Origin of the sequence: Flavobacterium sp. (assembly GCF_004211145.1) — a bacterium.
Taxonomy (GTDB): domain Bacteria; phylum Bacteroidota; class Bacteroidia; order Flavobacteriales; family Flavobacteriaceae; genus Flavobacterium.
In genome coordinates this window covers 1-12891 of record NZ_SEBS01000043.1, presented here as the reverse complement: position 1 = coordinate 12891, position 12891 = coordinate 1, and the positions used below count along the sequence as shown (strand labels likewise).

The 12891-nt window shown below is 47.6% G+C and carries 12 protein-coding genes; 8 read left to right on the top strand and 4 right to left on the bottom strand.

Annotated features, from left to right (window positions below; genetic code table 11):
• The first annotated feature begins 25 nt into the window (after window positions 1-25).
• Window positions 26-880, top strand: a complete 855-nt coding sequence (accD, locus tag EOO50_RS15345; RefSeq protein WP_290841164.1) for an acetyl-CoA carboxylase, carboxyltransferase subunit beta — start codon at window positions 26-28, stop codon at window positions 878-880.
• 211 nt (window positions 881-1091) lie between these two features.
• Here accD and EOO50_RS15340 read toward each other — a convergent pair whose 3' ends face one another.
• The gene (locus tag EOO50_RS15340; protein ID WP_290841163.1) at window positions 1092-2342 is read right to left on the bottom strand and encodes an ABC transporter permease; all 1251 of its coding nucleotides are present in this window, start codon (window positions 2340-2342) and stop codon (window positions 1092-1094) included.
• A 279-nt stretch (window positions 2343-2621) separates the two neighbouring features.
• On the opposite strand from EOO50_RS15340, the gene purH reads away from it, so the two are divergent.
• The 6 genes from purH to rodA all read left to right on the top strand — a co-directional run bounded on the left by purH (window position 2622) and on the right by rodA (window position 9913).
• A complete protein-coding gene (gene purH / locus EOO50_RS15335) occupies window positions 2622-4148 on the top strand; it encodes a bifunctional phosphoribosylaminoimidazolecarboxamide formyltransferase/IMP cyclohydrolase (protein ID WP_290841162.1) in 1527 nt (508 codons plus the stop codon).
• A gap of 174 nt (window positions 4149-4322) precedes the next feature.
• Window positions 4323-5351, top strand: coding sequence for a rod shape-determining protein (locus EOO50_RS15330; protein WP_290841161.1), 1029 nt, complete (start codon window positions 4323-4325; stop codon window positions 5349-5351).
• A 60-nt stretch (window positions 5352-5411) separates the two neighbouring features.
• On the top strand, window positions 5412-6239 hold the full coding sequence (gene mreC / locus EOO50_RS15325; protein ID WP_290841160.1) for a rod shape-determining protein MreC: 828 nt from the start codon (window positions 5412-5414) through the stop codon (window positions 6237-6239).
• Window positions 6232-6738, top strand: a complete 507-nt coding sequence (locus tag EOO50_RS15320; protein WP_290841159.1) for a rod shape-determining protein MreD — start codon at window positions 6232-6234, stop codon at window positions 6736-6738. The genes mreC and EOO50_RS15320 overlap by 8 nt, the downstream gene beginning before the upstream one ends.
• Window positions 6735-8660 carry a penicillin-binding transpeptidase domain-containing protein gene (locus EOO50_RS15315; RefSeq protein ID WP_290841158.1) on the top strand — a complete coding sequence of 642 codons (1926 nt, stop codon included), beginning with the start codon at window positions 6735-6737 and terminating at the stop codon, window positions 8658-8660. The genes EOO50_RS15320 and EOO50_RS15315 overlap by 4 nt, the downstream gene beginning before the upstream one ends.
• Complete coding sequence (gene rodA / locus EOO50_RS15310; protein WP_290841157.1) at window positions 8660-9913, top strand: rod shape-determining protein RodA; 1254 nt, start codon at window positions 8660-8662, stop codon at window positions 9911-9913. Before EOO50_RS15315 ends, rodA begins: the two co-directional genes overlap by 1 nt.
• Before the next feature lie 137 nt (window positions 9914-10050).
• Here rodA and argH read toward each other — a convergent pair whose 3' ends face one another.
• From argH to EOO50_RS15295, 3 genes are read right to left on the bottom strand one after another with little or no spacing between them, the layout of a single operon-like run.
• Complete coding sequence (gene argH, locus EOO50_RS15305; RefSeq protein ID WP_290841156.1) at window positions 10051-11331, bottom strand: argininosuccinate lyase; 1281 nt, start codon at window positions 11329-11331, stop codon at window positions 10051-10053.
• Entirely contained in the window at window positions 11328-12419 is a 1092-nt protein-coding gene (locus tag EOO50_RS15300) for a M20 family metallo-hydrolase (RefSeq protein ID WP_290841155.1), read from the bottom strand. Before EOO50_RS15300 ends, argH begins: the two co-directional genes overlap by 4 nt.
• A 9-nt stretch (window positions 12420-12428) precedes the next feature.
• Window positions 12429-12668: a hypothetical protein gene (locus EOO50_RS15295; RefSeq protein ID WP_290841154.1), complete on the bottom strand. Its 240-nt coding sequence runs from the start codon at window positions 12666-12668 to the stop codon at window positions 12429-12431.
• Between EOO50_RS15295 and EOO50_RS15290 the strand changes: the two genes are divergently transcribed.
• A partial coding sequence (locus EOO50_RS15290) for a protein kinase (protein ID WP_290841153.1) occupies window positions 12669-12891 on the top strand: 223 nt, incomplete at its 3' end.

Sequence of the window (12891 nt, the reverse complement as noted above, 5' to 3'; positions counted from 1 at the left end):
AATCTCATAACTCATAACTAAGAATATGGCTTGGTTTAAAAGAACAGAAAAAGGAATACAAACCGCGACCGAAGACAAAAAGGATGTCCCAAAAGGTCTTTGGTACAAGTCGCCGACCGGAAAAATCATCGATTCTGAAGAACTTGCGCGCAATCTTTACGTAAGTCCTGAAGATGGTTTCCACGTACGCATCGGAAGCAAGGAATATTTCGAGATCTTGTTTGACGACAACGAGTTCAAGGAACTTGACAAGAACATGACCTCGAAAGACACGTTGCACTTTGTCGACACCAAAAAATATTCCGACCGTTTGAAAGACGCCCAGGAAAAAACGAAACTCAAGGACGCCGTTCGCACAGCCGTAGGTAAATCAAAGGGGAATGATCTCGTGGTTTGCTGTATGGATTTTGCGTTTATCGGAGGTTCGATGGGTGCTGTCGTCGGGGAAAAAATCGCACGTGGCATCGACCATTCGATCAAGAACAAGATTCCGTTCGTGATGATCTCGAAATCAGGTGGCGCACGTATGATGGAAGCCGCATATTCATTGATGCAGTTGGCCAAGACATCGGCTAAACTCGCACAATTGGCCGATGCGAAAATCCCGTACATTTCACTTTGCACCGATCCGACAACCGGAGGAACGACGGCTTCGTACGCGATGCTTGGCGACATCAACATCTCAGAACCCGGCGCATTGATCGGATTCGCGGGACCGCGCGTCGTGAAAGATACCACAGGTAAAGATTTGCCTGAAGGTTTCCAAACGGCCGAATTCGTCCTCGAGCACGGATTTTTGGATTTTATTACGCCCAGAAAGGAATTGAAGAACAAGATCAATTTGTTTATTGATTTGATTTTGGATCAGCCGATAAGATAGGTTCAGGGTTCAGGGCACGAGGCTCCGGGTTTTGACTCGATAACCGAATGAAATAAGAAAAGCTGCAAGATTTGATACTTGCAGCTTTTCTTATTTATATGAAATTGATGTCGGATGTCGCACCGACTATTTTAAAACACATTCTTCTTTTTACCCAATTCATTCGGCTAACGATTTCCTGAACCTTGCACCCTGAACCCTAAACCAAAAATCACATCCCCGTCCGGATCGCCTCGACCGGATCCAATCTCGAAGCCGAAATCGCAGGAACGATTCCCGAAATCAAACCGATTACCGCCGACAATCCTGCGCCAAGTACGATGTTTCCAAGCCCGAGCACGAATTCGAAGTCAAGCAAGTTCGTCATGAGCGCCGCGATTCCCCAGACCATGAGCAATCCCACGAGCCCGCCGATGAACGAAAGGATTACGGCCTCGAACAAAAATTGATACAATATGAAACGGTTTTTCGCACCCAGGGATTTTTGGATTCCGATGAGATTCGTGCGTTCCTTTACCGACACGAACATGATGTTCGCGATCCCGAATCCGCCTACAAGAAGTGAGAATCCGCTGATGATCCAGCCGCCCATATTCAATATCCCGATGAACGAGTCGATCATATTGGTCAGACCCGACAAAACGTTGATGAAGAAGTTATCGATGTCGCCCGTCTTGAGGCCGCGATAACTGCTCAGTTTTTGGGAAATTTCAGCTTTGAGTTCGTCCATGTCGACATTTTCGGTCGGCTTGATGATGATGATCGGCGTCATGAAGTCGTTGTTGTCACCGAATTTGTTTCGGATGAAATTCACGGGAATGATCACCGACGTATCGTTGCTGTTTCCGAACATGCCCGAACCTTGCTTGGGCAAAACGCCGATTATGGTGAATTTTTGGCCGTACAATCTAATTTGCTTGTCGATCGGATCGATATCGCCGAACAATCCATTTGCGATTTCATGCCCGATGACGGCGACCGCCTTTCCTGAATTCGATTCGCTTTCATTATAGAATCGGCCAGATGCGAACTCCTGCGCCTGAATGTCGGTAAACTCGTACGAAACGGGAACGACATTCACGCTGCTCACTGTATTTTTTTCATATTTGACCGATTCGGGCCCGACGAAAAGCTGGTAAGCCGCGTCGTCTATACTATTGAGTGATGTCTTGAGATATTGGTATTCGTCGTAGGTGACGTTCGGGAACTGGTCGCGTTTCCAACTCGGAATGTCTGACGGGCCGAACGGTTCCTTGAGCAAGTAAATCGTGTTCTTGTCAAGCGAGCTCAAATCCTTCTTGATTTTCCTGTCGAGCGAATCGACCGCCGTAAGTACCGCGATGATTGAGAAAATTCCAATGGTAACGCCCAAAAGCGACAACAGCGTACGCAATTTATTGTTGCGCAGCGCGTTCATCGCGAAACTAAAACTTTCCTTAAGCAGCCGCAGGTAGACGACCATAATCGTGATTTTATGTTTGGTAAAATTGCTGATTTTTGGCGCGAAAACCTAATAAGATTTACAGATTTACAGATGTTGGATTTATAGAATTTAGATTGACACAATTCAGATTGACAGATTTTGCCTATCCGATCTTGGGTTTTCAGGCTTTAAAAGCATTCGAAAATCTGTCTTATGACCTGATTATCTTATATTTCCATGAATCTGTAAATCTGAATTCCGTAAATCCAAAATCTAAAATAAAAAAGTACTTTTGCACCTTCAAACACAACTTCTAAAATGAGCACGAACAAGACCATCAAATCAGCGTTAGTTTCAGTATTTTCAAAAGACGGATTGGAGCCGATCGTCCAAAAACTCCACAAGCAAGGCGTCACTTTCTATTCGACTGGCGGAACCGAGGAATTCCTTAAAAACCTGGGCATTCCGGTCGTTGCTGTTGAAGATGTCACGTCGTATCCATCAATCCTTGGCGGACGCGTAAAGACTTTACACCCGAAAATCTTCGGCGGAATCCTGAACCGTCAGTACCACGAAGGCGACGTGAAACAAATGCTTGAATACGACATCCCGCAAATTGATTTGGTGATCGTGGATTTGTATCCGTTTGAGAAAACCGTGGCTTCGGGCGCGTCGGAAGCCGATACGATCGAGAAAATCGACATCGGCGGCATTTCTTTGATTCGTGCGGCGGCGAAGAATTTCAAGGATACGGTGATCATTCCGTCGATGGACCAATATTCGGAGTTCCTTGATTTGCTCAATGAGAAAAACGGTGAGACGACTTTGGAAGACCGGAAGAAATTCGCGACAAAGGCATTCCACGTTTCCTCTCACTACGACGCGGCTATTTTTAATTACTTCAACACCGACGATACGTTCTTCAAACAATCGTACTCGAACGGCCAAGTGTTGCGTTATGGAGAAAATCCGCATCAGAAAGGTTATTTCTTTGGGGATTTCGATGCGATGTTCACCAAGAAACACGGAAAGGAATTATCGTACAACAACCTTCTCGATGTCGACGCTGCCGTGAATCTTATCCTCGAATTCAAGGACAACGACCCGACGTTCGCTATTTTGAAGCACAACAACGCTTGCGGCTTGGCGACTCGCGCGACGATGAAAGAAGCGTATTTGACGGCATTGGCGGGCGATCCGACATCGGCGTTCGGAGGCGTCTTGATCGCGAACGGGAAAATCGACGCCGATACGGCAAACGAAATCAACTCGTTGTTTTGCGAGGTCGTGATCGCTCCTGAATTCTCCCAAGAAGCCATCGCGATACTTTCAGAAAAGAAAAATAGGATCATTTTAATACAGCACGAAGTCGAACTTCCGCAGTCTCAGGTAAGAACTGCGTTGAACGGCGTTCTGGTCCAGGATAGAAATAATTTGACGGACAATAAAGACAGCCTGAGAACCGTTACCAATACAGCCCCAACCAGCCAGGAAGTCGAGGATTTGCTTTTCGCTTCCAAAATCTGCAAGAATACAAAATCCAACACCATCGTATTGGCTAAGAACGGCGCTTTGATCGCTTCGGGCACAGGACAGACATCACGTGTGGATGCGTTGCGCCAGGCGATTGAAAAAGCGAATTCTTTCGGGTTTGATTTGAACGGATCGGTTATGGCGAGCGATGCATTTTTCCCGTTCCCTGATTGCGTCGAGATTGCGAAGAACGCCGGAGTATCGGCAGTAATCCAACCCGGCGGATCGATCAAGGACGAATTGAGCATCAATTATTGCAATGAAAATGACATGGCGATGGTGTTCACGGGAACGCGTCATTTTAAACACTGATGTTAGTTGTTTTGAGTTTTGAAATTTGAATTTTAAATGGCCTCAAGCGCCTGATTACGGCATCGTTTAAAATTTATGATTTAAAATTCAAAACAAAAAATTAGCGGTTCGTTTATCGCTATAAATAATTACCTTTGCACATTACTTTTAACTTTTAAAAACCCTCTTTACAGTATGGGATTTTTTGATTTCATGACCGAGGATATCGCAATAGACCTTGGTACCGCGAATACGCTCATCATACATAACGATAAAGTTGTGATCGACAGCCCGTCAATCGTTGCCAGGGACCGCGTTTCGGGCAAAATAATTGCCGTCGGGAAAGAGGCCAACATGATGCAGGGGAAAACGCACGAAAACATAAAGACCATACGCCCGTTGAAAGATGGTGTTATCGCTGATTTTGACGCTTCCGAGAAGATGCTTCAAATGTTCATCAAAAGCATCCCCGCGCTCAAAAAACGCATGTTTACTCCGGCTCTACGTCTGGTTGTCTGCATTCCGTCAGGGATTACCGAGGTTGAGATGCGCGCGGTAAAGGAAAGTTGCGAACGCGTAAACGGTAAAGAAGTATACTTGATCCACGAACCAATGGCTGCGGCTATCGGTATCGGAATCGACATCATGCAACCGAAAGGAAACATGATCGTCGACATCGGCGGTGGAACGACCGAGATCGCGGTTATCGCTTTGGGCGGAATTGTGTGCGACAAGTCGGTCAAGATCGCGGGCGACGTGTTCACGAACGACATCGTGTATTACATGAGAACCCAGCACAACCTTTTCGTCGGGGAAAGTACAGCAGAAAAAATTAAAATCACCATCGGAGCGGCCATCGAAGAACTCGAGACGCCACCCGATGATATGTCGGTTCAAGGTCGTGATTTGCTCACGGGAAAACCGAAACAGGTCGACGTTTCTTACCGAGAAATCGCAAAGGCTTTGGACAAATCGATCCAACGTATCGAAGACGCCGTCATGGAAACGCTTTCACAAACGCCACCGGAACTCGCCGCCGATATCTACAACACGGGAATCTATCTCGCGGGCGGAGGTTCGATGTTGCGCGGTCTGGACAAACGTATCTCGTTGAAGACCGATCTTCCCGTTTATATCGCCGAAGATCCGCTTCGTGCTGTTGTTCGCGGTACCGGAATGGCACTCAAGAATATCCCGAAGTTCCGAAGCATTCTCATAAAATAATAGTTTTCGCGACGGCTAAAAACGCCCGTGTGGAAAATTGCTTAAACAGTTGATCGGCAGATGCAGCAAATCTTTAACTATATCTTTAAAAACAGCCATAAGTTGCTGTTTTTGCTGCTTTTAGGGATTTCGTTAGTTTTGACGATACAGGCGCATTCGTTCCACAAGAGCAAAGTCATCTCGTCGGCGAATTTCCTGACCGGCGGCGTATATGCGCAGATGAACAACGTCGAGGAATATTTCCACCTCAAATCCCAGAACGACGCGCTCGCGAAAGAGAACGCCGATCTGCGCCGCATGATCTTCAACGAGAAAGACACGGCAAAAGCGCCCGTCGTCGACACGATTCACGGCGTTCGCAAAATCGACGTTATCGTGGCGAAAGTCATCCACAATTCCTACACGGTCCATCAGAACTTCCTTACGATCAACAGCGGCTCGGCGGCCGGCGTGCAGGAAGATATGGGCGTCGTGAACAGTCAGGGAATCGTCGGGATCGTCGACAAGACGTCCAAGAATTACGCGACCGTCGTGAGCATCTTGAATACTGATTCACAGATCAATGCGAGAATCAAGAAATCGGATCACTTTGGAACGCTTGTCTGGAACGGTAAAAACACGGGATTCGTACAGTTGATCGACATTCCGAGATTGGCGTCGGTACGAAAAGGCGATACGATCGTAACGGGTAACCAATCGGTGATTTTCCCGCCGAACGTGAACATCGGAACCATTTCCAAGATTTACACCGACAACGAAACGCGATATTACACGCTCGACATAAAATTGTTCAACGACATGACCAATTTAGGTTACGTGTACATCATCAAGAGCAAAGACCGCGAAGAAATCCTGAAACTCGAAGAAACCACGAAACCGAATGAATAGCACGGTGCTTTTGAATATCGCCCGTTTTATTTTGCTGCTTGCGGCACAGGTCGTCATTTTCAACAATTTCAACTTGTTCGGGTTCATCAATCCGTTCCCTTACATTTTGTTCATCATGTTGTATCCCGTGAACGGCAACCGCAATGTGTTGTTGCTTACAAGTTTTTTCCTCGGGTTGATGATCGACATGTTCAGTAATTCAGGCGGCGTGCACGCGGCTTCGTGTTTGGTGCTTGCGTATACGAGACCGTTTATCTTCAAGTTTTCGTTCGGATTGAGCTATGAATATCAAACCGTCCGACTCGACGATGTGTTGACACCCGAACGCTTTTCGTTCATTTTGATCGCCGTCGTGATCCATCATTTCACGCTTTTCCTGCTTGAAGTGTTCCGACTTACGTTGTTTTGGGACGTTTTACTCAGGACGTTCTGCAGCACGATTTTCTCGATCGTGATCTGTATTATCCTGATTTACATGTTCAAACCGTCGAGGCGATGAGAAAAGTACTGCTCCCAACGCTGATTTTCATCGCAACGATTTTGTTGCTCATCCGATTGTTCTATCTGCAGCTCATCGACGAAACGCTAAAGCTCAAGTCTGACAACAACGCGATCAAGATCCAATACGACTATCCCGAGCGCGGTTATATTTACGACCGATTCGGCAAACTCATGGTCGCCAACCAGCCGTCGTACGACATCATGGTTATCCCAAGGGAAATAAAGGAAATCAATGTTCCCGCGTTCTGCAAACTCTTGCACATCACGCAGGCGTTTTACGAAGAACGCTTGAAAAAAGCGATCGTGTATTCGCCTCGCCTTCCGTCGGTTTTTTTGCCGCAATTGAACAAGCGCGAATACGCCGCGTTCCAGGAAAAGGTTCGGAAATTCCAGGGATTTTATATCCAGAAACGTTCGTTGCGCGATTATCAGGTGAATTATGGCGCGAACGTATTCGGCTTCATCACGCAGGTCAGTCCCAAGATTATCGAGAAGAATCCGTATTATAACAGCGGCGATTTGATCGGCAAACAAGGCGTCGAAGAAAGTTACGAGATCGAATTGCGCGGTGTCAAGGGCGTAAAATACATTCAAAAAGACAAGTACAACCGCGAGATCGGTTCGTATAAGGAAGGCCGATTCGACACGATCGCCCAGCAAGGCGAAGACATTACGCTTTCAATCGATTCGGAACTCCAGAAATACGGGGAAGAACTCATGGTCAACAAACGAGGCGGCATCGTCGCGATCGAGCCCAGCACGGGTGAAATCCTCGCGTTGGTCACGGCTCCGTCTTATGATCCGGCGCTTTTGGTCGGGCGCGAACGTTCACGGAACTTCACCAAACTCTACAACGATTCGGTTGCGAAACCTTTGTTCGACAGGCCGCTTTTGGCGCAATACCCGCCGGGTTCGCCATTCAAGATCCTAACCGGGCTGATCGGATTGCAGGAACAAGTCATCGACGAGCAATCATCGTTCGTTTGCCATCACGGTTTCAGCTATGCGCGCGGACGTTTCATGAAGTGCCACGATTCGGGCGTGTCCCAACTGCACAACGGCATCTACAATTCGTGCAACACGTATTTTGCGAGCGTGTACATGAAAACCATAAACAAATACGCGAAAACTCCGGTCGCGGTCGATATTTGGAGCAAGCACGTCAAGAGTTTCGGTCTCGGCGATTTCATGGGCTACGATTTGCCGACAGGAAAAAAAGGCCGCGTCCCGAACAGCAAACTCTACAAACGCATTTATCCCGATTGGCAATACCGCGCGACGACGATCGTTTCGAATTCCATCGGACAGGGCGAAGTCGAAACCACGCCGATCCAATTGGCGAACATGATGGCCGCCGTCGCGAACCGCGGTTATTGGTACACGCCTCACGTCATCAAGAAAATCGAAGGCCAGAAGATCGACAAGAAGTTCACGACGAAACACATGACGACTATCGACCGCAAGTATTTCGAGCCCGTGATTTCAGGATTGGCCGATGTTTATAACGTCGGAACCGCTTTCGGGCTTGGCATCGACGGCATACAGATGTGTGGAAAAACGGGAACGGCCGAAAACTTCGCCAAGATAAACGGCAAGCGCGTCAAGCTTCAGGATCACTCGATTTTCGTGGCGTTCGCACCTCAGAACAATCCAAAAATCGCGATTGCGGTATTCGTAGAAAACGGTTATTGGGGAAAACGCTGGGCAGGTCCGATCGCGACACTTATGGTCGAAAAATACATCAAACGCAAGATCACGCGCACCGACCTCGAGAAACGAATGCTCGAAGGTAGCCTGCAAGGCGAATACGAAAAATACACGGGCAAAGCGAAAGTCGACAGCCTATTGATCCGCAAGCCCGCGATCGAAGCGGTCAAAAAAGAAAACGACACCATCGAAGATCCAGAAGCCGAGAACTAATGAAAAACCAAAGCATTCGAAGCCATATCGATTGGATCAGCGTTTTCATTTACGCGACGCTCGTCCTTTTGGGCTGGCTCAATATCTATTCGTCCTCGTCTCCCGTGGGCGTCGAATCGGTTTTTGATTTCAGTGAAATTTACGGCAAGCAGATTATCTTCATCTGTCTTTCGATTCCGCTCATCATCGTGATTTTGGCGCTCGACGGAAAATTCTATGAGAAATACGCCGTCATCATTTTCGGTTTCGCATTACTATTGCTCGCCGGATTGTACGTCTTCGGGAAAGAGATCAAAGGCCAGGTCAACTGGTACCAGTTCGGGCCGATAAGTTTCCAGCCAGCCGAATTCGCGAAAGCCGCCACGGCGTTGGCATTGGCGAAATACCTGAGCGACGTGCAAGTCAACCTCAAAGATCAGGCAAGACAGTTGCAAGCCTTGGGAATCATCATGCTTCCCGTTATTTTGATCGTGCCTCACGATCCCGGGAGCGCATTGATCTACTCGGCATTTTTCCTAGTTCTGTACCGCGAAGGTTTGCCCGCTTGGTATCTGTGGACGGGATTCATCGCGATCGTCGTTTTCGTTTTGTCGCTCGTTTTGGAATCCTGGGTCATCATCGGCATCGCGGCATTGATCCTGGTATTCTTTTATTACCGAAGCAGGATCGTCGATCGCAACATCGTCCAAAGTGCGCTGATGTTACTCGGCGTTACGATTTTCACGCTTTCCGTGGGATACGTTTTCGACAATGTCTTCAAGCAACACCACCGCGACCGTTTCAATATCTTGCTCGGTAAACAGGTCGACCTGAAAGGCGTCGGATACAACATCAACCAGTCAAAGATCGCAATCGGATCTGGCGGTTGGTTCGGCAAAGGCTATCTCGAAGGCACGCAGACCAAAGGCGGTTTCGTGCCCGAACAACACACCGATTACATTTTCACGACTGTCGGAGAAGAATGGGGATTTATCGGTTGCGTGGTCGTACTCGGCCTTTTCGTGATCCTTTTCATGCGGATTATTTACCTCGCCGAGAGGCAAAAAACCAAATTTTCGCGGGTTTACGGGTATTGCGTAGCCACAATTCTGTTCATTCACTTCTTCGTGAACATCGCGATGGTATTGGGCGTCTTCCCGACCATCGGCGTACCGTTGCCGTTCTTTTCCTACGGCGGTTCGGGACTTTGGGGCTTTACCATTTTGCTGTTCATTTTCCTGAAGATGGACGCGAACAAGGTGAACGAATGGTGATTTGATTTTAGATTTGGGCAACATCTTCCCGCTGCCCGCTCCTATCTTTTTGCCAAACCTTGCAGGTTCAGCCAAAAAGGATATCCGCTCGCATCGGGGTTGCGGTTTTCGTTACGTAGAAATCCCGTCATCCAAAACTATATTTCGGCGTTCATCTTCGCTTTGATCTTGTCGAGACACAAATTGTTGATGCTACCTTCGTGCGTATGTTTCGTGGCTTTCGGCGATGAGAAATTCCCGTCATTGATTTCGCTCGCGACCTGTTGGTAGGCCGTCCTGAAAGGAATTCCGTTTGAAACCAGCTCGTTCAACGCATCGACCGTGAACAGGTAATCGTATTTCTTATCGTCGAGGATTTCGGGATTCACGATCAGGTTTTCGACTCCGAAGATCACAAGTTCCAAACACGATTTCAAACTCTCAACCGCGGGAAAAATCCCTTCCTTAAGCAATTGGAAATCCCTGTGGTACCCGCTCGGCAAGTTGTTCGTGAGCAATGTGATTTCGTACGGCAACGCCTGGATTCTATTGCATTTGCCGCGAATGAGTTCAAAAACATCGGGGTTTTTCTTGTGCGGCATGATGCTCGAACCCGTCGTCAAATTTTCGGGCAAACTCAGGAAATTGAAGTTCTGGCTCAGATACAAGCACACATCCATCGAAAATTTCGACAGCGTCGCCGCAACCGACGACATCACGAACGCCGCGGTTTTTTCGCTTTTTCCACGGCTCATTTGCGCCGCGACGGGATTGTATTTCAAGTCGGCAAAACCCATTTCGTGTGTCGTGAAACTTCGGTCAATGGGAAACGAACTTCCGTAACCCGCCGCCGATCCCAACGGGTTCTGGTCGACGACTTTGAGCGCCGCATTCAACATCGTGACATCGTCTACCAAACTTTCGGCGTAGGCTGAAAACCACATCCCGAAAGACGACGGCATCGCGATCTGCAAATGCGTATATCCCGGCAACATGACGTTTTCATTTTCATTCGCGCGACGCAACAATAAGTCGAAAAGTGCTTTGACTAACTGCTTTATCTCGATCAACTCGGCTTTCAAATACAAATGCACATCGGTCAAGACCTGGTCGTTTCTCGAACGTGCGGTGTGGATTTTCTTTCCGGTTTCGCCTAATTTTTCGATCAACAGGAATTCGATTTTCGAATGAACATCCTCAAAATCATCCTCAATTTTAAAATTTCCTTTTTCGATTTCAAACAGGATTTCCTCGAGCGCAGTGACCAGATCCTCAGCTTCCGCTTCAGATATCAGATTTGTTTTCGCGAGCATTTTGGCGTGCGCCATCGATCCGATCGCATCATATTTCGCCAAATGCAAATCGAGTTCGCGGTCGTTACCGACTGTAAACGCGTTTATCTTTTCATCGGTGCCGATTCCTTTTTCCCAGAGTTTCATAGGCTATTTCTTTTCAGACGGTCAAAAAAACCGTCGATGATTTTTATGTACAATTTGATGCCTTCGCCGATTTCGTCCACGTAAATGAACTCGTCCGCCGAATGTGATCGCGGCGAACTTCCCGGCCCGAGCTTCAACGATTGGCAACTCAAAACCGATTGGTCGCTCAACGTCGGCGAACCGTAAGTCGTTCTCCCGAGCGCGATTCCCGATTGCACGAGCTCGTGATTTATTGGAATACTCGATGGATTCAAATGCATCGACCGCGGAATTACCTCGGCGTTGACGTTGGCGCGAACCGCTTCGAGAATTTCAATGTTCGTATATTTTTCGTTCACGCGTATGTCTACGACCATACGCGTTTCGGCCGGAACCACGTTGTGTTGCGAACCTGCATTGACTTGGGTAACCGTCATTTTTACGGGTCCGAGAATTTCGGAAATGCGCTCAAATTCAAAAGTTCGGAACCAATCGATTACCGCCAAACTGTTGTAGATCGAATTGTCGTTGTTTGGATGAGCGGCGTGACCAGGCGTTCCTTTTACCGTAACATCGAGTACTAGCAAGCCTTTTTCGGCAATGGCCAATTGCATCTCGGTAGGTTCGCCCACTATCGCGCAATCGAGGTTCGGCAAGTGTTTCAACACGCTGTTCAAACCGTGTTCGCCGCTGCTTTCTTCTTCGGCCGACGCGACGACGATCACATTGTAAGGCAAATCATCGCGCTCATAAAACCACGCGAATGTCGCCAGCAACGATACGAGGCAACCACCTGCGTCGTTGCTTCCCAAACCGAAAAGTTTGCCGTCTTTCTCTATCGCCTCGAACGGATTCAGCGTATAGCCTTGATTCGGTTTGACCGTATCGTGATGGGAATTCAACAACACGTTAGGTTTCGAATCGTCATAAAACTTGTTGAGCGCCCATATGTTGTTGTTCTCGCGCTCGAATGGAATGTTTTGGGTCGTGAACCAGGTTTCGATGCGAGCCGCCGTTTGCTCTTCCTGAGACGAGAAAGACGGAATTTCAATCAAATCCTTGAGCAACTGCAGGGCTTCACGCGTTAATTGGTCTATAGTTTTGGGCATAATCTCGTTTTAGTATAGCAGGATTTGAGTTCCCGAATGTTCGTTTTTAAGCAAATCGATATCGCCGATCTTAACGGATTCAACGCCATTTTGGAGTGCGCGGAAACAATTTTCAAGCTTCGGCAACATGCCCGAATGGATTTTTGCGCTTCGCCTCAACTGCGAATACAGTTCAAAGTTAAGTTCTTGCACGACCGAATCGTCGTCGTCGCTATTTTCGAGGACGCCTTTCTTTTCAAAGCAATACAAATGAGTTATGACGGCAAATTTACAACTGAAGTAGCCGGCTACCGTCTTCTTGAAAAGATCGGCGCGGGTGGCATGGGTGAAGTATATAAGGCCTACAATCAATCGTTAGATCGTTATGCGGCTGTCAAAATGTTATACCAGTCTTCTTTTGCTGAACGATTTAAAAATGAAGCTTCTATACATTCTTCAGTCAGCCATCCCAACATTGCCAGGTTATATGAAT

Excerpts from the sequence above, each read along its gene's own strand:
- accD (WP_290841164.1), top strand. The coding sequence starts at position 26 with ATGGCTTGGTTTAAAAGAACAGAAAAAGGAATACAAACCGCGACCGAA.
- EOO50_RS15340 (WP_290841163.1), bottom strand. The coding sequence starts at position 2,342 with ATGGTCGTCTACCTGCGGCTGCTTAAGGAAAGTTTTAGTTTCGCGATG.
- purH (WP_290841162.1), top strand. The coding sequence starts at position 2,622 with ATGAGCACGAACAAGACCATCAAATCAGCGTTAGTTTCAGTATTTTCA.
- EOO50_RS15330 (WP_290841161.1), top strand. The coding sequence starts at position 4,323 with ATGGGATTTTTTGATTTCATGACCGAGGATATCGCAATAGACCTTGGT.
- mreC (WP_290841160.1), top strand. The coding sequence starts at position 5,412 with ATGCAGCAAATCTTTAACTATATCTTTAAAAACAGCCATAAGTTGCTG.
- EOO50_RS15320 (WP_290841159.1), top strand. The coding sequence starts at position 6,232 with ATGAATAGCACGGTGCTTTTGAATATCGCCCGTTTTATTTTGCTGCTT.
- EOO50_RS15315 (WP_290841158.1), top strand. The coding sequence starts at position 6,735 with ATGAGAAAAGTACTGCTCCCAACGCTGATTTTCATCGCAACGATTTTG.
- rodA (WP_290841157.1), top strand. The coding sequence starts at position 8,660 with ATGAAAAACCAAAGCATTCGAAGCCATATCGATTGGATCAGCGTTTTC.
- argH (WP_290841156.1), bottom strand. The coding sequence starts at position 11,331 with ATGAAACTCTGGGAAAAAGGAATCGGCACCGATGAAAAGATAAACGCG.
- EOO50_RS15300 (WP_290841155.1), bottom strand. The coding sequence starts at position 12,419 with ATGCCCAAAACTATAGACCAATTAACGCGTGAAGCCCTGCAGTTGCTC.